This window comes from Aliirhizobium smilacinae, assembly GCF_006335145.1.
Taxonomy (GTDB): domain Bacteria; phylum Pseudomonadota; class Alphaproteobacteria; order Rhizobiales; family Rhizobiaceae; genus Neorhizobium; species Neorhizobium smilacinae.
In genome coordinates this window covers 98852-120139 of the sequence record NZ_VDMN01000002.1, presented here as the reverse complement: position 1 = coordinate 120139, position 21288 = coordinate 98852, and the positions used below count along the sequence as shown (strand labels likewise).

The 21288-nt window shown below is 59.0% G+C and carries 22 protein-coding genes; 17 read left to right on the top strand and 5 right to left on the bottom strand.

The window, feature by feature from the left end; translation table 11 throughout:
• Positions 1 to 17: 17 nt before the first annotated feature.
• Positions 18 to 785 carry an SDR family oxidoreductase gene (locus FHP24_RS11470; RefSeq protein WP_180355973.1) on the bottom strand — a complete coding sequence of 256 codons (768 nt, stop codon included), beginning with the start codon at positions 783 to 785 and terminating at the stop codon, positions 18 to 20.
• Positions 786 to 877: 92 nt separating this feature from the next.
• Between FHP24_RS11470 and FHP24_RS11465 the strand changes: the two genes are divergently transcribed.
• Together FHP24_RS11465 and FHP24_RS11460 are read left to right on the top strand one after the other, a co-directional pair.
• Positions 878 to 1822: a 2-hydroxyacid dehydrogenase gene (locus FHP24_RS11465; RefSeq protein ID WP_139676340.1), complete on the top strand. Its 945-nt coding sequence runs from the start codon at positions 878 to 880 to the stop codon at positions 1820 to 1822.
• Between the two features lie 9 nt (positions 1823 to 1831).
• Positions 1832 to 2863 carry an L-idonate 5-dehydrogenase gene (locus tag FHP24_RS11460; RefSeq protein WP_139676339.1) on the top strand — a complete coding sequence of 344 codons (1032 nt, stop codon included), beginning with the start codon at positions 1832 to 1834 and terminating at the stop codon, positions 2861 to 2863.
• Between the two features lie 15 nt (positions 2864 to 2878).
• Here FHP24_RS11460 and FHP24_RS11455 read toward each other — a convergent pair whose 3' ends face one another.
• Positions 2879 to 3931 carry a LacI family DNA-binding transcriptional regulator gene (locus FHP24_RS11455; RefSeq protein WP_394344615.1) on the bottom strand — a complete coding sequence of 351 codons (1053 nt, stop codon included), beginning with the start codon at positions 3929 to 3931 and terminating at the stop codon, positions 2879 to 2881.
• Positions 3932 to 3968: 37 nt separating this feature from the next.
• Positions 3969 to 4889 (bottom strand): LysR family transcriptional regulator, encoded by a 921-nt coding sequence (locus tag FHP24_RS11450; RefSeq protein WP_139676338.1) that lies wholly within the window; start codon positions 4887 to 4889, stop codon positions 3969 to 3971.
• Positions 4890 to 5010: 121 nt separating this feature from the next.
• On the opposite strand from FHP24_RS11450, the gene FHP24_RS11445 reads away from it, so the two are divergent.
• Genes FHP24_RS11445 through FHP24_RS11420 form a run of 6 tightly spaced genes read left to right on the top strand, consistent with a single transcriptional unit; the run spans position 5011 to position 9514 of the window.
• Positions 5011 to 5847 carry a transporter substrate-binding domain-containing protein gene (locus FHP24_RS11445; RefSeq protein WP_139676337.1) on the top strand — a complete coding sequence of 279 codons (837 nt, stop codon included), beginning with the start codon at positions 5011 to 5013 and terminating at the stop codon, positions 5845 to 5847.
• Positions 5848 to 5880: 33 nt separating this feature from the next.
• Positions 5881 to 6579 (top strand): amino acid ABC transporter permease, encoded by a 699-nt coding sequence (locus tag FHP24_RS11440; RefSeq protein WP_139676336.1) that lies wholly within the window; start codon positions 5881 to 5883, stop codon positions 6577 to 6579.
• Positions 6579 to 7289 (top strand): amino acid ABC transporter permease, encoded by a 711-nt coding sequence (locus tag FHP24_RS11435; protein WP_139676335.1) that lies wholly within the window; start codon positions 6579 to 6581, stop codon positions 7287 to 7289. The genes FHP24_RS11440 and FHP24_RS11435 overlap by 1 nt, the downstream gene beginning before the upstream one ends.
• Complete coding sequence (locus FHP24_RS11430) at positions 7286 to 8017, top strand: amino acid ABC transporter ATP-binding protein (RefSeq protein ID WP_139676334.1); 732 nt, start codon at positions 7286 to 7288, stop codon at positions 8015 to 8017. The genes FHP24_RS11435 and FHP24_RS11430 overlap by 4 nt, the downstream gene beginning before the upstream one ends.
• A gap of 17 nt (positions 8018 to 8034) precedes the next feature.
• Positions 8035 to 8709, top strand: coding sequence for a 4-carboxy-4-hydroxy-2-oxoadipate aldolase/oxaloacetate decarboxylase (locus FHP24_RS11425; protein ID WP_139676333.1), 675 nt, complete (start codon positions 8035 to 8037; stop codon positions 8707 to 8709).
• A gap of 34 nt (positions 8710 to 8743) precedes the next feature.
• Positions 8744 to 9514: an amino acid ABC transporter ATP-binding protein gene (locus FHP24_RS11420; RefSeq protein ID WP_139676332.1), complete on the top strand. Its 771-nt coding sequence runs from the start codon at positions 8744 to 8746 to the stop codon at positions 9512 to 9514.
• Positions 9515 to 9771: 257 nt separating this feature from the next.
• On the opposite strand, the gene FHP24_RS11415 is transcribed toward FHP24_RS11420, so the two are convergent.
• Together FHP24_RS11415 and FHP24_RS11410 are read right to left on the bottom strand one after the other, a co-directional pair.
• Entirely contained in the window at positions 9772 to 10434 is a 663-nt protein-coding gene (locus FHP24_RS11415; RefSeq protein WP_139676331.1) for a GDSL-type esterase/lipase family protein, read from the bottom strand.
• Positions 10435 to 10498: 64 nt separating this feature from the next.
• The gene (locus tag FHP24_RS11410) at positions 10499 to 11410 is read right to left on the bottom strand and encodes a 2-dehydro-3-deoxygalactonokinase (protein ID WP_139676330.1); all 912 of its coding nucleotides are present in this window, start codon (positions 11408 to 11410) and stop codon (positions 10499 to 10501) included.
• 117 nt (positions 11411 to 11527) lie between these two features.
• Between FHP24_RS11410 and FHP24_RS11405 the strand changes: the two genes are divergently transcribed.
• The 9 genes from FHP24_RS11405 to FHP24_RS11365 all read left to right on the top strand — a co-directional run bounded on the left by FHP24_RS11405 (position 11528) and on the right by FHP24_RS11365 (position 21241).
• Complete coding sequence (locus tag FHP24_RS11405; protein WP_139676329.1) at positions 11528 to 12436, top strand: dihydrodipicolinate synthase family protein; 909 nt, start codon at positions 11528 to 11530, stop codon at positions 12434 to 12436.
• A complete protein-coding gene (locus tag FHP24_RS11400) occupies positions 12433 to 13599 on the top strand; it encodes a mandelate racemase/muconate lactonizing enzyme family protein (protein WP_139676328.1) in 1167 nt (388 codons plus the stop codon). Before FHP24_RS11405 ends, FHP24_RS11400 begins: the two co-directional genes overlap by 4 nt.
• Before the next feature lie 24 nt (positions 13600 to 13623).
• Entirely contained in the window at positions 13624 to 14895 is a 1272-nt protein-coding gene (locus tag FHP24_RS11395) for an ABC transporter substrate-binding protein (RefSeq protein ID WP_139676327.1), read from the top strand.
• Between the two features lie 70 nt (positions 14896 to 14965).
• On the top strand, positions 14966 to 15892 hold the full coding sequence (locus tag FHP24_RS11390) for a carbohydrate ABC transporter permease (RefSeq protein WP_139676326.1): 927 nt from the start codon (positions 14966 to 14968) through the stop codon (positions 15890 to 15892).
• A 10-nt stretch (positions 15893 to 15902) separates the two neighbouring features.
• Positions 15903 to 16733, top strand: coding sequence for a carbohydrate ABC transporter permease (locus FHP24_RS11385; protein WP_139676325.1), 831 nt, complete (start codon positions 15903 to 15905; stop codon positions 16731 to 16733).
• A 2-nt stretch (positions 16734 to 16735) separates the two neighbouring features.
• Complete coding sequence (locus FHP24_RS11380) at positions 16736 to 17818, top strand: ABC transporter ATP-binding protein (protein ID WP_139676324.1); 1083 nt, start codon at positions 16736 to 16738, stop codon at positions 17816 to 17818.
• Positions 17815 to 18798: an NAD-dependent epimerase/dehydratase family protein gene (locus tag FHP24_RS11375; RefSeq protein WP_139676323.1), complete on the top strand. Its 984-nt coding sequence runs from the start codon at positions 17815 to 17817 to the stop codon at positions 18796 to 18798. Before FHP24_RS11380 ends, FHP24_RS11375 begins: the two co-directional genes overlap by 4 nt.
• Positions 18795 to 20477: an SMP-30/gluconolactonase/LRE family protein gene (locus tag FHP24_RS11370; protein ID WP_139676322.1), complete on the top strand. Its 1683-nt coding sequence runs from the start codon at positions 18795 to 18797 to the stop codon at positions 20475 to 20477. Before FHP24_RS11375 ends, FHP24_RS11370 begins: the two co-directional genes overlap by 4 nt.
• Positions 20478 to 20479: 2 nt before the next feature.
• Entirely contained in the window at positions 20480 to 21241 is a 762-nt protein-coding gene (locus FHP24_RS11365) for an SDR family NAD(P)-dependent oxidoreductase (protein ID WP_139676935.1), read from the top strand.
• Positions 21242 to 21288 lie beyond the last annotated feature (47 nt).

Below are 21288 nucleotides of genomic sequence, written 5' to 3'. Positions count from 1 at the left end.
GCCGGACGGTGTGTGCCTCAAAGGCTGATGGTGATGCCGCCGTCGACATAAAGCGTGTGTCCATTCACGAAAGAGGAGCCCTTGCCGGACAGGAAGACGGCCGCGCCGACCAGTTCATCGACATTGCCCCAGCGGGCAGCCGGCGTACGCTTTTCCAGCCACGCGGAAAATTCCGGATTGTCGACCAGCGCCTGGTTGAGCGGCGTCTTGAAATAGCCGGGTGCAATGGCGTTGACCTGCAGGCCATGTTTGGCCCAGTCGGTGGACATGCCCTTAGTGAGGTTTTTGACGGCGCCCTTGGTGGCGGTATAGGGCGCGATGCTCGGACGGGCGAGTTCGCTCTGCACCGAGGCGATGTTGATGATCTTGCCATGACCGCGGGCGATCATGTGGCGGGCAACGGCCTGACCGACATAAAAGACGCTGGAGATGTTGGTGGTTAGAAGCTGTTGCCACTTGTCGATCGGAAAATCCTCGAGCGGCGAGCGATGCTGCATGCCGGCATTGTTGATGAGGATATCGATCGGACCGATCTCGGCCTCGATCTTGTCGATGCCTGCCGCGACGGATGTGTGGTCAGTGGCATCGAAGGCAATGGGATGTGCGGTGAAGCCGTCGGCGGTCAGTTGTTCCCGCGCGGCATTCAGCTTGGTCTCATCGCGGCCGTTGAGAATGACGGTTGCGCCATGTTCGGCAAGACCACGGGCGAGCGCCAGGCCGATGCCCTGGCTGGAGCCGGTGATCAGCGCGGTCTTACCCGTGAGATCGAACAGCGGAAACGACATCGAAAATTCCTCCCGGTTCATAAGGTTCTTTGACGTTGACATGGATGTTATCGATAACATATGCAATCAAAAACCAACCTCGGGAGTGAGAAATGAAGCCGCAGATTCTTGTCATCGGTCCTTATCCGGAATGGGATATGTTGGAGCTCGAAAAGAGCTACGACGTGAAGAAGCTTTATGAGGCCAGCGACCGCGACGCGTTCATCGAAGGCGAAGCGAAGCAGGTCACGGCAATCGCCACCCGTGGCGAACTCGGCGCTTCTGCGGAACTGATCGCCAAGCTGCCCAACCTGAAGATTGTTTCGGTCTATGGCGTCGGTTATGACGCGGTCAATCTGGATGCCTGCCGCGAGCGCGGCATCCGCGTTACCAACACGCCGGATGTTCTTACTAACGATGTCGCAGATCTGGGCGCGGCCATGATGCTCTGCCAGTCGCGCGGCATGATCGGTGCCGAACAGTGGGTGAAGGACGGAAGCTGGGCCGCCAAGGGGCTGTACCCCCTGAAGCGCAAGGTCTGGGGTCGTAAGGCCGGCGTTCTCGGCCTTGGCCGTATAGGCTTCGAGGTTGCCAAGCGTCTGCGCGGCTTCGATATGGACATCGCCTATAGCGACGTTTCGGAAAAGTCCTATGCTGAAGGCATGACCTACACCGCCGATCCGGTGGCGCTTGCCGCACATTCCGATTTCCTGTTCGTGACACTCGCAGCATCTGCCGCCACCCGTCACATCGTCTCGAAGGATGTGATCGAAGCGCTTGGTCCGGAAGGCATGCTGATCAACATTTCGCGTGCCTCCAACATCGATGAAACGGCGCTTCTGGACGCGCTCGAAAATGGCAAGCTCGGCTCCGCTGCGCTCGATGTGTTCGAAGGCGAGCCAAAACTCGATCCGCGCTTCCTCAAGCTCGACAACGTCCTGCTTCAGCCGCATCACGCTTCGGGCACGATCGAGACGCGCAAGGCGATGGGCAAGCTTGTGCGTGATAATCTGGCGGCTCACTTCGCCGGCCAGCCCCTTCCCACCCCCGTCATCTGAGGTCGTGTCATGAAAGCTGTCGTCATTCACTCCGCCAAGGACCTGCGCGTCGAGGACCGGGATATTGAAACCGCCGGTCCGGGCCAGGTGGATATCGCCATCGAGGCCGGCGGCATTTGCGGGTCGGACCTGCATTATTACAATCACGGCGGTTTCGGCACCGTGCGCGTTCGCGAACCGATGATCCTCGGTCACGAGGTTGCCGGTCGTGTGGTCTCGCTTGGAAGCGGTGTCTCGCATCTCGCTGTCGGTGATCGTGTCGCAGTCTCGCCAAGCCGTCCGTGTAATTCGTGCGATTACTGCCTCAAGGGCCAGCAGAACCATTGCCTCAACATGCGCTTCTATGGAAGTGCAATGCCGATGCCGCATATCCAGGGCGCGTTCCGTCAGCGTCTGGTTGCGGAAGCCTGGCAGTGCCACAAGGTGAACGAAGGCATTTCCATCAACGAGGCGGCCTTCGCAGAGCCCTTTGCGGTGACGCTGCATGCTGTTTCCCGTGCCGGTTCGCTGCAGGGCAAGCGGGTGCTGGTGACCGGCTGCGGTCCGATTGGTGTTCTGTCGATCATCGCTGCACGTTTGCATGGCGCCCGCGAAGTGGTAGCGACCGACGTCATGGATGCGGTTCTTGCAAAAGCCAGGCTGATCGGCGCCGATCGTACCATCAACGTCGCTTCGGAGCCGGATGCTCTCAACGCCTACACGCCCAACAAGGGCTATTTCGACGTGCATTTCGAGGCGTCGGGTAATGAGCGTGCGGTGCGCTCGGGTCTCGAAGTGCTCAAGCCGCGTGGCATTCTGGTGCAGCTTGGTCTGGGTGGCGATATATCGTTGCCGCAGAACACGATCGTTGCCAAGGAAATCGAGATGAAGGGCACGTTCCGGTTCCACGAGGAATTCGGGCAGGCCGTCGATCTCATCAACCAGAAGCGCGTCGATTTCTCTCCGCTCCTGTCGGAAATCTATCCGGTTGCCGATGCGGTGAAGGCCTTCGAGGTTGCGGGCGACCGCAGTCGCTCGATGAAGGTTCAGCTCAGCTTCTGAGCCGGTTAGGAGCTATCATGTGCTGCCCCGATGCAGCATATGATAGCTCGTTGTGATGGTCGCGGCAGTGCCGCGGTTTTCCAGCATGGCAATCATCTGCCCGGCTGCCTGCGCGCCGATCCCGTAGCTGTCGACATTGACGGTGGTGATGCCGGGCTCCGATATCGAGGCGATCTCGTAATCGCCGAAGCCGGCGATGGCGATGTCACGCGGCACGACCAGTCCCATTCTCTTGCATTCCATGATCGCGCCGAAGGCCGGAAGGTCGGAAACGCAGATTGCGACATCGGTATCCGGATAACGTTCGAGCAACGCGCGGATTGCCTCTCCGCCATGTGACATGCGGATCGGCACGGCTTCGATGGCCACCACGCGGTTACTGGTCAGGCCGTGCCGCGACAATGCCCGGTCGAAACCGATATGGCGCTGATGGCCACGGGTATCCGAAGCCTCTGATCCGGTTATGAAGCCGAAGCGCGAGTATCCCTGAGCAACGAGGCTGTCGACCAATGCTTCCATCGCATCCGTGTTGGAAAAGCCGACAACGGCATCGACAGGATTTTCCGGCACATCCCAGGTCTCGATCACCGGGATGCCGGCATTGGCAAGCAGCACCCTTGCCTTCGACGTATGTTTGCCACCGGTCAGGATGATGCCTTCCGGCCGTCGCCGCAGCATGGACTCGATCAGTTCTTCCTCACGCTCGACCGAATAGTTCGTATAACCGAGCAGCAGCTGCATGCTGGTCTGCGCCAGCGTGTCGGTGATGCCGCGGGCGGTATCGGCGAAGTTCGAGTTGTCGATCGAAGGCACGATGGCGGCGATGAAGCCGCTGCGGCGAGACGAAAGACTGCCGGCCGACTGGTCGAGGACATATCCGAGTTGATCGACCGCTGCCAGAATGCGCTCCAGCGTATCCTTGGCGATGTAGGATTTGCCCTTCAGCGCACGCGATACCGTCATGGCCGAAACGCCGGCAATCCGTCCGACATCCGCCATGGTTGGAGGACCGCTATTGGCGTCGGTCGGCCTTTGCTCCTGCTCGGTCGGCATCTCTTCTCCTGTCACGGGATGATCCGACTGAAACCGTGCTTATCGGTGCGCGTCAAGGTAGACATGTCCAATGACCCTCTTCGCCCAGCGCCTTTACGACCGTTGTCAGGATATTCCGCACCTCGATCATTGCGCGGGTAGGGGGATGGTCAACCGGCATGTCGAGTATCAGGCGGCGCGAAAGATCCGGACCGGAAACAGGCACGGCTGCCAGCCGTTCCTGCCGCATATCCGAATAAACGGCGCCTCTGCCGAGAATGGTGAAGCCAAGCCCCGCGCGTATCGCGGCTTTGGTACTCGCCAGCCCTTCGATCTCGCGCACTATGTTCAGTTCGCGGCCAAGCATCAGTGCTTGGCGTTCCAGCAGAACCCGAATACCATGACGACGGGTCGGCATGATCAGCGGAAGGGCAAGGGCCTTTTCAACGGTGATCTGCTTTCGGCCCGCACCAAAAGCGCCGATCGGGCCGACCGCATAAAGCCGCTCGTCGAACAGCGGCACCGATGCCGACTTCGCTACGTCCACAAGATTGACGGCAAGATCGTAAAGGCGGGTATCTATTGCAGCCCTGAGCGTCTGACTATCGCCTTCACTGATCGTCAGGCGAATCTGTGGAAACATTCTTTCGCAGGTTTCGAGCATCGGTACGGACAGAATGGGCGACAATGAACTCAGGATGCCAAGCGAGACCTCTCCCGTCGGATTTTGTGCTCTTTCGCGGGTTGCGGCTTCCGCCTGCTCGACCGCGCGCAGGATCGCTTGCGCATGTGAAAGCAGCGTCTGGCCGGCTTCCGTCAGCACGACGCCGCGCGAGGTACGGTTGAGCAGCTGTACGCCAAGATATTCCTCAAGCGAACGCATATGAAGGCTGAGCGGCGGCTGGGCGACGCCCAGTTCTCGTGATGCCCTCGTAAATGAGCCCGATTCCGCAATTTTGGCAAAGTAGCGAATCTTCAAAAGATCAAGGGTCATTTCCGCCTCCGTCGCCATACCGTAAAGATATAGGACGTATCTGCAATATATATTTGTTCGAATAGCCAGGCTGGCCTAGTTTCTCCTGACAGCGAGAGGAAGCGCTGCCAAGGAGGAAAATATGAAGCTTGTACGCCTTATGACGCTGGCCGCGATCGGCGCCGCGTTATTATCGAATGTCGCCGCCGCAGAGCAGCTGGACGACATCAAGAAAGCCGGTGTCCTGAACTGCGGTGTTCTCACCAATTCGCCCCCACTCGGTTTCCAGGACCCCAAGACCCGCGAACCCAACGGTTATGAGATCGAGATTTGCGGCATGTTCGCAAAATATCTCGGCGTCAGCGCCAAGATGACCGCAGTTTCGCCGCAGACGCGTATGGCTGAGTTGACGCAGGGCCGCGTCGATATCCTGTCCTCGCTCCTGAGCTACAGCAAGGAACGCGCAGAGCAGGTGGACTTCAGCGGTGCCTACATTGCCGAGGACTTCAATTTCGTCGTGCTCGATCAATCCGACATCAAGACCGTTGCAGATCTTTCCAGCCAGCGCATTGGACTGGTGAAGGGCTCCGTATTGATCCCGCTCACGGAGAAGCGCCTGCCAGACGCCCGCATCCTGTCGTTCGAAACGAGCGCGGCATCCTTCCTCGCCCTGCAGCAGGGCAAGGTAAAGGCGACCGTCTATCGCTTCTCCGAAGGCAAAGCCGTACAGCGCAATGCTGGCGCCGAGATCAAGGGGCTCCGGTTCCTGGACGAGCCGCTTCTCTCCATGCCGTCCGGTTTCGGTTTCCGCAAGGGATCTCCCGAGCTGGTCAAGCAGTCGAACGCATTCCTCGCCGAACTGGAAACCAATGGCGAAGGGCAGAAGCTCTACGACAAGTGGCTGGGCAAGGATTCCGAGCTGAAGGCAACGCGCAAGTTCGAGTTCGGCAAACCCCAGGAAACCTGGTTCACGAACTGATCTCCTTCGCATACGGAATACAGGTCAACTTTCATGGGTTACCAATTCGACTTTGGTAGGGTCCTTCAGGGTGAGTATCTTCAACTCATCCTGGAGGGGCTCCAGGCCACGATGGTGGTTTTCGTTTTTTCCTGGATCATCGGTCTGGTTCTGGCGGTCGCTCTGACCGTTGTTCGAGCGATCGAGTTCAAGCCGACGCAGTTCCTTGTCGCGGCCTTCGTTGAATATCATCGCAACGTGCCGATGCTGATCCAGCTGTTCGTCTGGTATTTCGGTTTCGCCGTCATCCTGCCGGATTCGGTCAACGACTACCTGAACGACGTCGGGGCAGAGATCGGATACGCCATCGTCGCACTGGCCCTCAACAAGGCGGCCTATATGTCGGAAGATTTCCGCAGCGGCCTGCGGTCCATCCACCCGGCGCAGATGGAGGCGGCGCGCTCGATCGGTCTCACCTATCTCGGCGCCATGTGCTGGGTGATCCTGCCGCAAGCGTGGCGATTGGCACTGCCCGCTTTGCTCGGCCAGACCCTCATTCTCTTCAAGGGTACGAGCCTTGCGGCCGCCATCGGGGTTGCCGAACTCAGCTATCAGGCCCGCTATATCGAGGAACAATCCTTCCGTATCTTCGAAGCTTACGGCATCGCCACGGCGATCTACATGATCATCTCGTTTGCGATCATGTGGCTCTCGTCGATCCTCTCCAAGCGATATGAGCTGAGGGTGAAGTAATGCTGGAAATCATTCAGGAATACTGGCTTCTGCTGCTGATCGGCGAATATCCGCATGGCAAGCTGGGCGGACTGGCGATGACGCTGATCATCTCCTTCGTCAGCCTCATCGTGACATTCCCTTGCGCCGTACTGATCGCGCTTGCCAGAACCGGCAAACCCGGCATCATCCAGACGATTGCCAACGGCTTCGTCCACAGTGTCCGCGCCATTCCGCTGCTGATGCTGATCTTCTGGGCGTATTTCGCTTTGCCGATGATCATCGGCTTTCCGATCGATGCGGTGTTCACGCTGATCGTCGCCATCGTCATTTACCAGACGGCCTATCTCGGCGAAATCATCGCCGCCGGCATCGTCGGACTGCCCAAGGGGCAGAGGGAGGCCGCGGCCGCACTCGGCCTCGGCTACATCCCGACCACGTTCAAGGTCATCCTTCCGCAAGCGATCTTCAACGTCATCCCAGGCATCGTCAATCAGCTGACGACGATCATCAAGGAGTCCTCGCTCGGCTCGATCATCGCCGTCTCGGAACTCTCCTACGTGATGCTACAGGTCAACTCCAACGAAGTAACCAAGCCGCTGCAGATCTTCGGTATTCTCGCTGCGGTCTACTTCGTCCTTTGCTTCAGCCTCAGCCAGGCCACGAACTGGCTGGAACGCAGGATTTCGGCACGCCGAACCGGGCAGGTTATTGTGGAGGCTGTGGCATGATCGAATTTCAGAACGTTTCCAAGTGGTTCGGCGCCCTGCAAGTGCTGCGTGACGTCAATGCGACGGTAGCCAAGGGGACCACGACCGTGCTCTGCGGTCCCTCCGGTTCCGGAAAATCGACGCTGATCCGGACGGTCAACCGGCTTGAGCCGATCCAGAAGGGGCAGATTACCCTTGCCGGGCGCGACATCTATGCGAAGGATGTCGATGTCAACGTGCTGCGCAGCGGCATCGGTTTTGTCTTCCAGCAGTTCAATCTTTTTCCGCATCTCTCGGTGGTGGAAAACGTGATGTTGCCGCTGCTGCGTATCCGCGAGCGGTCGCGTGCTCAGGCACGGCCAGTGGCGATGCAGATGCTGGAACGGGTAGGGCTTGCCGACAAGGCGAATTCTCTTCCCGCCGATATTTCCGGTGGCCAGTCGCAACGTGTCGCGATCGCGCGTTCGCTGATCCTGAAGCCGGAAGTGCTTGTTCTTGACGAACCGACCAGCGCTCTCGACCCGGAAATGGTCGGGGAAGTGCTGAAGCTGCTGCGCGAACTATCGGCTGACGGCATTACCATGATGTGCGTCACCCACGAAATGGGATTTGCACGCGAAGTAGCGGATCGCATCTGGTTCCTACGCAACGGCACACTGACTTTCGATGCCGAACCGGCGCAATTCTTCTCGGATGAAGCGCATCAGGATGTTCGCAACTTCCTATCCGCAGTTCGTAAAAATCATTGAGATAACAGGAGGACAACATGGTCCATATCAAGGATATTCCCGCCCGTCCGAGTAAACAGGACTTGGAGGCGCTGTCGAAATTTTCGCCGGCCACCATTCACGAGGCACAGGGCCGTCGTGGCGCATTGTCGTCGCGTCTGAAGCCGGTCGACTACCGGATGAAGCTCTGCGGCCCGGCCTTTACGGTAAAATCCTCGCCACGCGACAATATCATGCTGCAGCTGGCGATCAATTATGCCAAGCCCGGAGACATCATCGTGGTTTCCGCCGGCGAATACGAGGAAGCCGGCTCGTTCGGCGATGTGCTGGCGAATGCCTGCCTTGCCAAGGGTATCGGCGGTCTTGTCACCGACACCGGCGTTCGCGATACGCTGCAGTTGCGCGACCTGGGCTTTCCGGTTTTTTCGCTCAGCACCTGCATCAAGGGTACCGTGAAGGAAACGATCGGGACGACCAACGACAGCATCATCGTCGGCGGCGAGATCATCAATCCGGGCGACGTGATCGTCGGCGATGCCGATGGTCTCGTTGTGGTTCGTCGCCACGAGGTTGCCGAAGTGGCAAAGCTGTCCCAGGCGCGTGAAGATGCCGAGGCCGGTTACATTGCTGCTTACAAGGCCGGCAAGTCCGTGGTCGAGGTCAGCAACCTCGAGCATGTCCTGAAAGCCAAAGGTCTCGTCGTAGAGGCCTGATCACGGACAAGACATAACATCATCTGGACCTGACATGAGCGCAGCACTGAAGAACCTGACCGTTTCCTCGACCGAGGTTGCTGTCGAAATCATCGCGATGAACAAGTGGTACGGTGATTTCCACGTGCTGCGCGACATCAATCTGAAGGTGATGAAGGGCGAGCGTATCGTCATTGCCGGGCCTTCGGGCTCCGGCAAGTCGACGATGATCCGCTGTATCAATCGTCTCGAAGAGCACCAGTCCGGCAATATCCTCGTTGACAATATCGAGCTCACCAACGATCTGAAGAAGATCGACGAAGTGCGCCGCGAAGTCGGCATGGTGTTCCAGCACTTCAACCTCTTCCCGCATTTAACGATCCTGGAAAACTGCACGCTGGCGCCGATCTGGGTTCGCAAGATGCCGAAGAAGGAAGCCGAGGAAGTGGCGATGCACTACCTCAAGCGCGTCAAGATCCCGGAACAGGCGAACAAATATCCGGGCCAGCTCTCCGGTGGCCAGCAGCAGCGCGTGGCGATCGCCCGCTCGCTCTGCATGAAACCGAAGATCATGCTGTTCGATGAGCCGACCTCGGCGCTCGATCCGGAAATGGTCAAGGAAGTGCTCGACACGATGGTGAGCCTTGCCGAGGAAGGCATGACCATGCTGTGCGTCACCCATGAAATGGGCTTTGCCCGTCAGGTCGCCAACCGCGTCATCTTCATGGACCAGGGCCAGATCGTCGAGCAGAACTCACCTGCCGAGTTCTTCGACAATCCGCAGCACGAGCGCACAAAGCTGTTCCTCAGCCAGATCCTGCATTGAATGGTCTGCTGAAGCATTTCTAACACGTTTTTTGCAATTCAAAGCGAGCTGGCGGCATTCGGATGAAGCTTCTAGGGCTGCACACACGCTATGAAGTGCTCTTACGAAGGGCATCGTCCCGCCAGCTAAAGTTTCCACCCCATCCGGTGTCGAGTGTAGGTAAAACAGGGTCGCAAGTTCATAACCCTTTCAAGATCAAGGGCTCACGATGCGATGTTCATAATCCGCTCTTTCGCCATGACGTACAATGAGCCGTCTTAAATAAATGGACTCTCATTCGACTTGCCGGAGAACGGATTTAACAGTTGCGGAGCTTTTTTGAGCGCCGTCGACCAAACGGCATAACCCGCTGCATTCATGTGGACCAAATCGGGCAAGTAGTATCGGAACATCGGCAAACCGTTCTCGCCGATGAGGCCGTTGCCTGCCTCAATCCACGATGTGTCATCGCGGCCTTCGCACCAGTCGCGTGCCAGCTGGTTGAAAAGCTCGAATTCATGGTGATAGATCCACCGTGCGGGACTGTGCTTGATCGACAGGATGAACACTTCGGACTGCGGCAGCGCCTGTGAAATCCGGTTCCGCAGATCCTTTAGATGGCGAAACGTCGTATGGGCGGTAAGGCCGTCGCTGGCGATGTCATTTTCACCGAAATAGAGCGCTATTCTTCTCGTTTTGAGAGGCTTCAGAAGCTGATCAAGATAGTGAATGCCTGAAAGAAATGTGCCTCCGCCGAAACCAAGGTTGACGACATCCAGCGAACCTAGATCCTCGGTGATGGAATTCCAGATCCGAAAGGAAGAGGAGCCATAAAAGGCGATCGGATCGGAGGGAAGGCCGACGCGCTCAAGTCGCGCCAGTATCGTGATGATATCGTCCTCGTGACGGCTTGTGCCGATACCGGCCGGGAAATCGTACATATCTTTCCTCAAACAAATGCTCGGGAGTGTTTTGCCGGATGTTCCCCGGCTTACTGGCCAAGGTTTACGATAGCGTGTGACGTATTACATTCAGCGCCCCGCGGATCAGGACGTCGTCTTTGCCCATGGTGACTTCAAGGTCGAACACGTTCGCGGCAGCCACGTAAAGGTCGTTTAAGCCGTCATTCCCGATGATGATTGCTTCACCGCCTTCCGAATACCAGCCATCTTCGCGCGCCTGCCTGAATTCCTGGCCGATTACCATACCGTGGACATAAGACCGCAACTGCTCTGCCGAGAGCTTGCCGGCCAATCCACCAGTCCTTGCCGAAAACAGCAAAGACAGCATAGCTCCGGAGTTCTTCGCTTCCTCAAGACCCCAGCGATAGGCTTCCGGATCATCCACCGGCGGCTGCGCCGCGCCTCGGGCGATGAAGGAGTTGTTCAAGAGCAGTGCAAAAACCTCACCGGTCACGAAGGTTTGAAAACTGTCGATCCGTCTATTTTTCACCTTCGCCCACTTGCTGTGGGTCCCGGGTATGATGATCGTCGCGTCATCGGCAAGCCCATGTCCTGCGACCTGCGTTTCTTCTCCGCGCATTACGTCCGGAAAGGGTTTGCGCAACGGATCCGTCAGGCCTGGCAGGAAAACAAGATCCGACCCATTCGGCAATGATCTGCGTATGGCTCCTGCAGCAAGCTCGGCTGGACCTGCAGGGCAAGGCACATAGGGGACTTCAATCCAGCCATTGCGGCTGGTGACCATCCCAAGTGCGGCAACGGGCAACGCTCCGTGGGCGGAGAACCAAGGCGCAAGAACCGCGGTCAGCACCTCTTCATGGTCGCCTTTGTTGAGGCTCGAGATACCTTGCGACGTCTCAATATTCTCCAGTTCGTTGCCGCGGGCATCGACCAGCGTTGCCCTCAATGAAGTGGTTCCCCAATCGACAACGATCGCCGCTGTTTCTCCTGCCATGTCGTGAGCCTCCTCTGCTCATTTCATCTGGGGGCTTGTCATAGGGGGCAAGCATATGTAGTGTCAATTAGTGAATTCAGAGTACCACTATATGATACTTCATTGGGAGGTGAAGAAATGGCAGCTGGTTTAAAGGGCATTTTGCCTGTCATGCCGACGCCCTTTTTGGCGGATGGCAGTGTTGATGAGGCAGGAATGTCGCGGCTGGTGCAGTTCGCTCTCGATCAGGGTGTGGATGGCGTCGTGTTTCCCGGTTTTGCCAGCGAGGTAGAAAACCTTGATGCCGATGAACGTGCACTGCTTCTAAGGATTGTCGTCGCCGCTGCGGCAGGTCGGGTGCCGGTCGTGGCAGGCGCCAGTGCTGCTGATTGGCGCGAGGTGGTCGATCACGGCCGGGTTGCAACAGGTCTTGGTATCCGGCATCTGATGGTGCAGCCGCCGAAATCGGTCGGCATCGATGCGCCGGCTTTGATCGAATTCCTCGGCAATATTCTCGAAGCGCTGCCGGACGTCGAAATCATCCTGCAGAATGCACCGGCGCCGCGCGGCTCCGACCTGTCGCCACAGGCGATCGTCGAAATCCTCCATGCGCTGCCGCGGGTCGCTTACGTGAAAGAAGAGACGCTACCGGCTGGTCCTGCGATCAGCCATATCATCGCCCACGCGCCGGAGACGTTGAAGGGTGTGATCGGCGGCGGCGGAGCACGCTACATTCTCGACGAATATGCCCGTGGTGCGACCGCTGCCATGCCTGCGTTGGAAATTGCCGGGGAACACGTGGCGATCGACCGGGCACTCGCCGCCGGCAGGCGCGATGAAGCCCGCAGCATTTACGTCCGCACCCTTCCGCTTCTGGTTCTTCAGGCGGTCTACCGCATGCGGCTGACCAAACATGTCCTGGCGCGCCGCGGCGTGATCGACGGTGTCGGCGTACGCGCCGCAACCCCAAATCTCGATGCAGCGGCGATTGCAGATATCGATGCCAATCTTGTCGAGCTCGGTCTTCTTGTTTCGGAGGCCGCATGAACAGTCCCATTGCGACCATTGAAGTCTTCACACTGACTCAACCGCGCAAGGTGCCCTATCTCGGTGCCCTGCGCGAAGGCGAAGTGGTTAATCCGAACGGCTATATCGTGCGAAAGGGAAATCGCACGGTCTATCCGACCTTCGATCGCAGCGTGCTTGTCCGGATGACGACCGAAGCAGATACGGTTGGATGGGGCGAAACCTATGGCATCGTCGCGCCTGGCGCGGTGGCCGCTCTGATCAACGACCTGCTCGCCGGTTTCGTCATCGGCCGCGATGCATCCGATCCGTCGGCAATCTATGACGATCTCTACGACATGATGCGGGTGCGGGGTTATACCGGCGGCTTTTATGTGGATGCGCTGGCGGCTCTCGATATCGCGCTGTGGGATATAGCCGGACAGGAAGCCGGCAAGTCCGTCCGCGAGATGCTCGGCGGTGGCGTCGATGATTTCCCGGCCTATGTCTCGGGCCTGCCGGAAAAGACCCTTGAGGCCCGCGGCGAACTGGCGAAATACTGGCAGGATCGCGGTTTCGATGCCTTCAAGTTTGCAACGCCGGTGGCCGATGACGGGCCTGCGGCGGAAATGGAAAACCTGCGCAAGGTTCTCGGGCCGGATGCGAAGATTGCAGCCGATATGCACTGGAACCAGACACCGGAAAGGGCATTGGATCTGATCGCCGAAATGGCGCCGTTCGATCCGTGGTTTGCCGAGGCACCGGTCTGGACCGAGGATATTGCCGGGCTGGAAAAAGTCTCCAAGGGCACCGACATCCCGATCGCGGTCGGCGAGGAATGGCGCACCCATTGGGACATGCGCGCCCGCGTCGAGCGGTGCCGAATTGCCATCGTCCAGCCGGAAATGGGCCACAAGGGCATCACCAATTTCATCCGTATCGGCGCGCTGGCGAACGAACACGATATCGACGTGATACCGCATGCCACGGTCGGGGCCGGCATCTTTCTGGCCGCCAGTCTGCAGGCGTCTTCGACACTGCCGACGCTCAAGGGCCATGAATTCCAGCATTCGATCTTCGAGCCAAACCGCCGCCTTCTGTCAGGTGACATGGATTGCAGCGAAGGTCGCTATCACCTGCCATCCGGGCCTGGGCTCGGAGTGAAGCCGTCGGAGGCGGCGATCGGTCTGCTTGAACGTATCTGAATTGGTTCTTTGGAGGAGGAAACCATGAACAAGAGAATGAAAAGACTGGCGCTCGGCGCCGCGACTGCCGCTTTGATGACAATGGGCAGCTTTGCCCCGGCCATGGCCGATACCGTCCTGAAATTCATTTCCTGGCAGACGGACGATGCCGGTACCGGCGAGTGGTGGCGTTCGGCCATCGCCGAATTCGAAAAACAGCATCCTGGGGTGAAAATCGAGTTCACCAAGGCAGAGCGCAGCTCCTATGCGGATACGATGACCACGCTGTTTGCCGCCAACCAGCCGCCGCAAATCGTTCATCTGGCATCCTTCGAGTTCCAGATGTTTGCTGATAGCGGCTGGCTGGAGCCGCTCGATCCGTGGCTGAAGAAGGACGGCATCGACATGACCGGCTGGGCCGGCCAGCAGAAATGCGAATGGAATGGTGAAACCGTCTGCATCATGACAAACTATTTTGGGTTCGTCATGGCATACAACAAGAAGATCCTGGATGCGGCCGGCGTTGCCGTGCCGAAGACCTACGAGGAGTTTCTGGCTGCCGCAAAGGCGACCACCAAGGATCTCAACGGCGACGGTATCATCGACCAGTTCGGCACCGGCCACGAAACCAAGGGCGGGCCGGGCCAGTATCTGACCGAGATGTTAAACTACATCATCGACGCCAAAGCCTACTGGACCGATAAGGACGGCAATATCACCATCGACACGCCCGAAATGGTCGAAGGTCTGACGCGCTGGAAGACCGTGATGAAAAGCGGTGTCAGCCCCGTCGATATGAGCGCCAGCGACGTGCGAAAACTGTTTGCCGACGGCAAGATGGCCATGCGTCTAGACGGTCCGTGGCTTTATGGCACAACCGAAAAAGGATCAGCCAAGAGCGATATCGTTTATGCAGCCCCGCCTCTCACGCCGCCGCTTGGTGGCTCATCGAACGTGCTGGCGATGCCGTCAGATATTCCGGACGACCAGAAGCAGCTTGTCTGGGACTTCATCAAGCTGACGATGACGCCGGAATTCCAGCGCAGCTATGCAACGATGGGCGGTAATACGCCGCCAAGTCCGAAGGCCGATGTCTCCGGCGTCGAAAAGACTATTCCGCATTTCCCGATCCTGATTCAGACGATGAAAGAAGCCGCTGCAGCCGGCATCGACCGTGTACCCACCGGGCTCGAGCTCTTTTACAACGAGTTCAGCAAGATGGTGATGGAAGAAACGCAGCGGATGATCATCCAGGATCTCGATCCTGCTGACGTTGCCAAGACCATGCAAGCCAAGGCCGAGTCCATCAAGGGCTGACCCATCATAAGGGCATGGCCCGCATCGGCGGGCCATGGGCAACTCACAGTATCCGGCAGGAGGACCATCCATGACCGACACCGTTCAGGCGGGGCGGCGCAAGTTCTTTGATCTTGCGCGCCCCAGCCGGCAACATCTTCTCGGCTACATTCTGATCGCTCCGGCGGTGCTGATGGTTGCCGCCATCATCATCTGGCCGCTGGTCCTGGCGATCGACCTGTCCTTCCAGCAGGTCAAGATCCCTCGGCTCGGAGGCGCCAGCCGGCCATTTTCGGTAAGCAACTACACCTGGCTGTTTTCGTCGGAAGAATTCTGGCTGGCCTGCTGGGTAACACTCAAACTGGTGGTGGTCGTCACCGCCGGCAGTGTGGCCGTGGGTCTGAGCACGGCGCTTCTTGCCAACAACCGTTTCAAGGGCCGTACCATCGCCCGCCTCGGCATGGCGCTGCCCTGGGCCGTGCCGGAAATCATCGCCGTCGTCATCTTTGCCTGGATGTTCGACACGTCCTTCGGCCTGTTCGGCTGGCTGGCAATCCAGCTCGGTTTTACCGGCCAGATGATCCCGTGGGTGAGCAGTTCTACAGCCGCCTTCTGGGCGGTGGCGATCACCATGGTGTGGAAGGGCTTTCCGTTCGTCTCGATCATGTGCCTTGCCGGCCTGCAGTCGATACCGTCCGATTATTACGCGGCCGCCAAGGTGGATGGGGCGAACGTCTGGCAACGTTTCCGCTGGATTACCATGCCGCTTCTTATGCCGGTTCTGGGCGTCACGCTGGTCCTGACCCTGCTGTGGGTGTTCCGCGACTTTTCGATCATCAAGGTACTCACCGGTGGCGGTCCGCTGCGCTCGACGCAAACCCTATCGATCATGACCTACGATCAGGCTTTCCAGTATCACAACTTCGGTCGCGCCGCGGCAGTCGGCGTGCTGACGCTAGTGATCTGCATCGTCGCCAGCCTGCTGATGCTCGGCCGGCGTTCGAAATCGATCTATTGAGGAGGCTCCGATGAGACGCACATTCGTACAGAGCCTCGCGCTTTATGCCACGGTGGTCTTTACACTGGCGATGATCCTGTTTCCGGTCTACTGGCTGCTGGTCACCGCGCTTTCCACCACCGACGAACTTTACCGCCTGCCGCCGACATTCTGGCCGACAGATCCGCAATGGGACATCTTTGCACGTGTCTGGGCGGCAAAACCGATCCTGCTGTGGCTGTGGAACTCGATGCTGGCAGCTATCGGCTCCGTGGCACTGTCCATGCTGGTTTCGGTCAGTGCCGGTTATGCGCTGTCGCGGTATTCGATGCGGGGGGGCGCCACGATGGGGATGTTCGTCCTGACAGCCAAGATGCTGCCGGCGACGCTGCTGGTTATTCCTCTGTTTTCGATCTTTTCCAGCTTCGGCCTGATCGGCAGCCTGTGGACGCTCGTGCTTGCGCATTCAACGATGATCATCCCGTTCGCAACCTGGATGCTGAAGGGATATTTCGACACGATCCCGAAAGAACTCGAACAGGCCGCCATGGTAGATGGCTGCTCACCGGTTGGCGCCATGGTGCGCGTGGTTCTACCGATCGCTACACCCGGTCTGGCTGCGACCGCACTTTACGCCTTCGTGCTCAGCTGGTCCGACTATGCCTATGCGCGGACCTTTCTGGTCAATTCGCCCGACAACTGGACGGCCAATCTCGGCATCACCACGATGCAGGGCGAATATGTCACCTACTGGAACGACATTTCCGCCGCCTCGGTGTTCATCGCCCTGCCGATCATCGCAATCTACCTTTTCCTTGAACGTTATTTGGTCGGCGGCCTAACCGCTGGCGCGGAGAAATAAGCATGGCCAATATTTCCATTCGCAATGTCAGCAAGTCCTATGGGGCTCTCAATGTGCTCAGGCCCTTCTCGCTCGAAATCGAAAATGGCGAGTTCGTGGTATTGGTCGGGCCATCGGGTTGCGGCAAGTCGACAATGCTGAAGATTCTCGCCGGCCTTGAGCCCGCAAGCGAAGGCCAGATCATCATCGGCGATCGCGAGGTGACGGATCTTGCACCCGGCGATCGTGACATCGCCATGGTGTTCCAGAACTACGCGCTTTACCCGCACCTGACCGTGCGCCAGAATATCGGCTTTGGCCTGAAGATGCGCGGCACCGACAAGACCGAGATCGACCGGCGTGTCGACGATGCAGCCCGCATTCTCGAAGTGACGCCCTATCTGGACCGCAAGCCGAAGGACCTGTCCGGCGGACAGCGCCAGCGTGTTGCGCTCGGCCGTGCGATCGTGCGCCAGCCGCAAGCGTTTCTGATGGACGAACCGCTGTCCAATCTCGACGCCAAGCTGCGTGTCCATATGCGTGCCGAAATCGGTGCCCTGCACAAGCGCATCGGCGTGACCACAGTCTACGTGACGCATGACCAGGTCGAGGCGATGACGATGGCGGATCGCGTCGTTATCATGCAGGGCGGCATCATCCAGCAGATTGCTGCACCTGACGAGCTGTTCAACAACCCTGCCAACCTCTTCGTCGCCGGTTTCATAGGTTCGCCGGGCATGAATTTTCTCAATGCGGACCTGCGTGACGGCAGGCTGACGGCTTTCGGGCAACAGCTGACTTTACCACGCGCCACATCTCATCAGGGGCCGGTCGTGGTCGGCCTGAGGCCCGAGCATCTGACGCTCGGGGAAGGGAGTGTTACCTTCGGCGTTCGCCCGACACTGGTGGAAAGTCTCGGCTCGGAAAAATACGTCTATTTCGGTGCCGAAGAGGCTCGAATTGCAGATGGCGAAGAGGGCAAGTCGAAGGGACTGATCGCGCGCGTCTCGCATAGCGGCAATCTGCCACGGGATCAGGAACTCAGGCTCGGTTTCGACCCGGGTCAGCTTTATCTCTTCGACGCCAAGACGGGTGAACGGCTATGATTCTCGTTACCGGATCGGCAGGGCGCGTCGGCCGCGCCGTCGTCGCAGCGTTGCGAGCAAAAGGCCGGGCTGTGCGCGGCTTCGATCTTCGCTCGTCGGGGACAGATGGGGATGACATCGTCGGATCGCTCGAAGACGCAGCCAAGCTGGCCCAGGCAGTCGAAGGCGTTGTGAGCGTTCTGCATCTCGGGGCCTTCATGTCCTGGGCACCGGCGGATCGTGACCGCATGTTTGCGGTCAATGTCGAGGGCACGCGTCGCCTTCTGGAGGCAGCCTCTGCCGCAGGCGTGCGGCGGTTCGTGTTTGCCTCATCGGGTGAAGTGTATCCGGAAAATCGCCCGGAATTCCTGCCGGTAACGGAGGATCACCCTCTCAAGCCAAACTCACCTTACGGGCTGACCAAGCTGCTTGGCGAGGAGCTGGTGCGTTTTCAGCAGCGAGCCGGAGCGATGGAAACGGTGATCCTGCGCTTTTCGCATACACAGGACGCTTCGGAATTGCTGGACGAAGACAGTTTCTTTTCAGGCCCGCGCTTTTTCCTGCGGCCACGCATCCGGCAACAGGAAGGTTTCGGAAATACAGCCATTGCCGAGCTCCTCCGGTCGAAGGATATCGGCACGCCGGCTCATGTGCTGGCACGCAACGAGAACGGCCGACCGTTTCGCATGCACATCACGGAAACCCGTGACATGGTGGCGGGCATTCTTCTCGCTCTAGATCACCCCAATGCGGCAGGCAGCATCTTCAACCTCGGAGCGGATGAACCAATCGATTTTGCCGAACTGCTGCCACGCATCGCGGCACTGACCGGTCTGCCCATTGTCCCAGTCGATTTTCCCGGCGCCGGCGTTTATTACCACACGTCGAACGCGCGGATCAGAAACGCCTTGGGGTTTGAAGTGGAATGGACGATGGACCGGATGCTGGACGAGGCGGACGCCGCAAGGCGGCGGCGCATGGCCGGAAAGAGGGCGCAATGAAGCCAGAGACACCGGGCGGCACGGCGGCACTCGCCAAGGGCCTAACCCTCCTCGACATGGTCGCAGACGCGCCCGAACCGCTGCGGTTCGCAGAACTGCTGCGAGCCTCCGGCTTGCCGAAACCAACCTTCGCCCGCATCCTGCGGACGCTGATCGCCTATGGTCTTGTCCGGCAAGATGAAGCACGCGGCACCTATGTTCTGGGTCAGCGTTTTCTCGAGATGTCTCATAAGGTCTGGGAGAGCTTTGATCTCGTCTCGGCAGCCACACCGGAACTGGAGCGACTGGCGGCCGAACTCGGCGAGACAGTTGCCCTGTGCCGCCTCGATGGTGTCATGACGCAATATCTGGCCGAACGATCGCCCAATGGTCTTTCCGTGAGGGTCGAGGTCGGTCGCCGCGTACCGCTGCACTGTACCGCCCCGGGAAAGGCGCTTCTCGCGTTCCAGGATCCGGCGGTGGGGCGGTCGCTTATGGATCGTCTGACGCTTGATCGCCAGACGCCGCAGACCATAACCTCTCTCGAGGCATTGCAGACCGATCTGACACTGACGCGGGCACGTGGTTATTCGATCTCCTATGAAGAGCATCTGCTAAGCGTCAATTCGGTCGCAGCCCCGGTGATGGGACGCGACAACACGCCGATCGGCGTGCTGGTGGCGCTTGGCCCCTCATCACGCCTTGAAGCATCCAATATCCACCCGGTGGGGCGTGAACTGATTGCCGCCGCCCGGCGCATTACCGGTGCTGCGGGCGCCGTTGCCATCAGCTCTCGCCCCCGACCGCGCTCAGCAACCGGAAAGCCGATGGCGGAACTGAGTTGCATTCTACCCTGGGGGGCGCAGCTGGGCGAAAGCCCTGTATGGCATGAGGCGGAAAATGCTCTTTATTGGGTTGATATCCTCCACCCGGCAGTTCATCGCTTTTCCCCCGCAACCGGTCGTAACGAAACGTGCGAAACGGGCAAGCTTGTCAGCGCCGTCATTCCGGTGACTGAAGACCGTCTTCTGGTCGCATCGCAGGACGGCGTCGAATGGTTGGATTTTGCCTCCGGCCGTTTGACCCCATTCGTTAGTCCAGAGGCTGGAATCGCAGACAACCGTCTCAACGACGCCAAATGCGGGCCGGATGGTGCAATCTGGGTCGGATCGATGCGCATCGATGCGTCCAAGCCGACGGGTGCGCTTTATCGCATCGATAAGACCGGTGCGTTTGAACGCAAGGAAGAAGGCATCATCGTCTCGAATGGCCTCGGCTGGAGCCCGGATGGCGGTACCTTCTATTTCGTCGACACGGTGCCCGGCCTGATCCATGCCTATGATTGCGATGCAATGACCGGCGCGCTTTCTGCTCGCCGGGAATTTGCCCGTATCCCGGTCTCTGACGGGCGGCCTGATGGTCTTGCCGTCGATGCGCAAGGCGGTGTCTGGTGCGCGATCTGGGATGGCTGGTGCGTGCGTCGCTACCTCCCCGACGGCAAGCTCGATCAAGTAATCGAAATGCCGGTGCCGCGGCCTTCGAGCATTGCCTTCGGTGGACCGGACCTTTCCACGCTTTTCATCACCAGCGCGCGCACACGCCTGCCAGCCTCGACTTTGGCCGATGCGCCATTGTCCGGTGGCCTGTTTTCCTGCCGCCCGGGTGTTGCCGGTGCGCGCATCTCATCGTTTGGGGGATAATGATGAATCTTGAAGCCATCTTTGGTTTGAAGGGGCGCAGGGCGCTCGTCACCGGTTCCAGCCGCGGTATTGGCGCGGCTATCGCTGAGGGGCTGGCGGGAGCAGGAGCACATGTCATTCTGCATGGCACCAAAACCGATGCCGCCGCGGCCGTGCAAGAGCGGATTGTCAAAAACGGCGGCACGGCACAGGAACTAGCTTGCGACCTGTCCGCACCCCATGCCGGCCGCAATCTGATTGAGCAGGCCGAAGCCATAGGCCCGGTGGATATCCTGGTCATCAACGCCAGCGCCCAGATCAACGCCACCCTTGCGGATCTGATGCCCGAAGATTTCGCTTTTCAGGTGGCCGTCAACTTCGGTTCGACCGTCGATATGCTGCAGACAGTCCTGCCGCACATGGCCGCGCGCAAATGGGGCAGGGTGGTCTCCATCGGCTCGATCAACCAGCTTCGCCCGAAAGGTATAGTCACCGCCTATGCCGCAACGAAGGCAGCGCAACACAATCTCATCCAGAGCCAGGCGCGTGATTATGCAAAGGACAATGTCCTGCTCAATACACTTGCCCCCGGCTTGATCGATACCGATCGAAATGCCCACAGACGTGACGAAGATCCAGAGGGTTGGGCAGAATATGCCCGCACGCTGAATTGGATGGGACGAGCCGGCCAGCCAGAAGAAATGGTCGGCGCGGCGATCTTGCTCTCATCCCAGGCCTGCAGCTTCATGACCGGTGAGAGTATTTTCCTGACGGGCGGTTACTGAATGGATGTGTCGGAGCCGTTGAGAGTGGCGGGGCTTGTCACTTTGGG

What these genes read in the sequence shown, in the direction of transcription:
- FHP24_RS11425 (WP_139676333.1), top strand. Translation starts at nt 8,035, where the DNA reads ATGGTCCATATCAAGGATATTCCCGCCCGTCCGAGTAAACAGGACTTG.
- FHP24_RS11450 (WP_139676338.1), bottom strand. Translation starts at nt 4,889, where the DNA reads ATGACCCTTGATCTTTTGAAGATTCGCTACTTTGCCAAAATTGCGGAA.
- FHP24_RS11420 (WP_139676332.1), top strand. Translation starts at nt 8,744, where the DNA reads ATGAGCGCAGCACTGAAGAACCTGACCGTTTCCTCGACCGAGGTTGCT.
- FHP24_RS11440 (WP_139676336.1), top strand. Translation starts at nt 5,881, where the DNA reads ATGGGTTACCAATTCGACTTTGGTAGGGTCCTTCAGGGTGAGTATCTT.
- FHP24_RS11385 (WP_139676325.1), top strand. Translation starts at nt 15,903, where the DNA reads ATGAGACGCACATTCGTACAGAGCCTCGCGCTTTATGCCACGGTGGTC.
- FHP24_RS11380 (WP_139676324.1), top strand. Translation starts at nt 16,736, where the DNA reads ATGGCCAATATTTCCATTCGCAATGTCAGCAAGTCCTATGGGGCTCTC.
- FHP24_RS11390 (WP_139676326.1), top strand. Translation starts at nt 14,966, where the DNA reads ATGACCGACACCGTTCAGGCGGGGCGGCGCAAGTTCTTTGATCTTGCG.
- FHP24_RS11460 (WP_139676339.1), top strand. Translation starts at nt 1,832, where the DNA reads ATGAAAGCTGTCGTCATTCACTCCGCCAAGGACCTGCGCGTCGAGGAC.
- FHP24_RS11410 (WP_139676330.1), bottom strand. Translation starts at nt 11,410, where the DNA reads ATGGCAGGAGAAACAGCGGCGATCGTTGTCGATTGGGGAACCACTTCA.
- FHP24_RS11375 (WP_139676323.1), top strand. Translation starts at nt 17,815, where the DNA reads ATGATTCTCGTTACCGGATCGGCAGGGCGCGTCGGCCGCGCCGTCGTC.
- FHP24_RS11370 (WP_139676322.1), top strand. Translation starts at nt 18,795, where the DNA reads ATGAAGCCAGAGACACCGGGCGGCACGGCGGCACTCGCCAAGGGCCTA.
- FHP24_RS11395 (WP_139676327.1), top strand. Translation starts at nt 13,624, where the DNA reads ATGAACAAGAGAATGAAAAGACTGGCGCTCGGCGCCGCGACTGCCGCT.
- FHP24_RS11430 (WP_139676334.1), top strand. Translation starts at nt 7,286, where the DNA reads ATGATCGAATTTCAGAACGTTTCCAAGTGGTTCGGCGCCCTGCAAGTG.
- FHP24_RS11415 (WP_139676331.1), bottom strand. Translation starts at nt 10,434, where the DNA reads ATGTACGATTTCCCGGCCGGTATCGGCACAAGCCGTCACGAGGACGAT.
- FHP24_RS11365 (WP_139676935.1), top strand. Translation starts at nt 20,480, where the DNA reads ATGAATCTTGAAGCCATCTTTGGTTTGAAGGGGCGCAGGGCGCTCGTC.
- FHP24_RS11435 (WP_139676335.1), top strand. Translation starts at nt 6,579, where the DNA reads ATGCTGGAAATCATTCAGGAATACTGGCTTCTGCTGCTGATCGGCGAA.
- FHP24_RS11465 (WP_139676340.1), top strand. Translation starts at nt 878, where the DNA reads ATGAAGCCGCAGATTCTTGTCATCGGTCCTTATCCGGAATGGGATATG.
- FHP24_RS11400 (WP_139676328.1), top strand. Translation starts at nt 12,433, where the DNA reads ATGAACAGTCCCATTGCGACCATTGAAGTCTTCACACTGACTCAACCG.
- FHP24_RS11445 (WP_139676337.1), top strand. Translation starts at nt 5,011, where the DNA reads ATGAAGCTTGTACGCCTTATGACGCTGGCCGCGATCGGCGCCGCGTTA.
- FHP24_RS11470 (WP_180355973.1), bottom strand. Translation starts at nt 785, where the DNA reads ATGTCGTTTCCGCTGTTCGATCTCACGGGTAAGACCGCGCTGATCACC.
- FHP24_RS11405 (WP_139676329.1), top strand. Translation starts at nt 11,528, where the DNA reads ATGGCAGCTGGTTTAAAGGGCATTTTGCCTGTCATGCCGACGCCCTTT.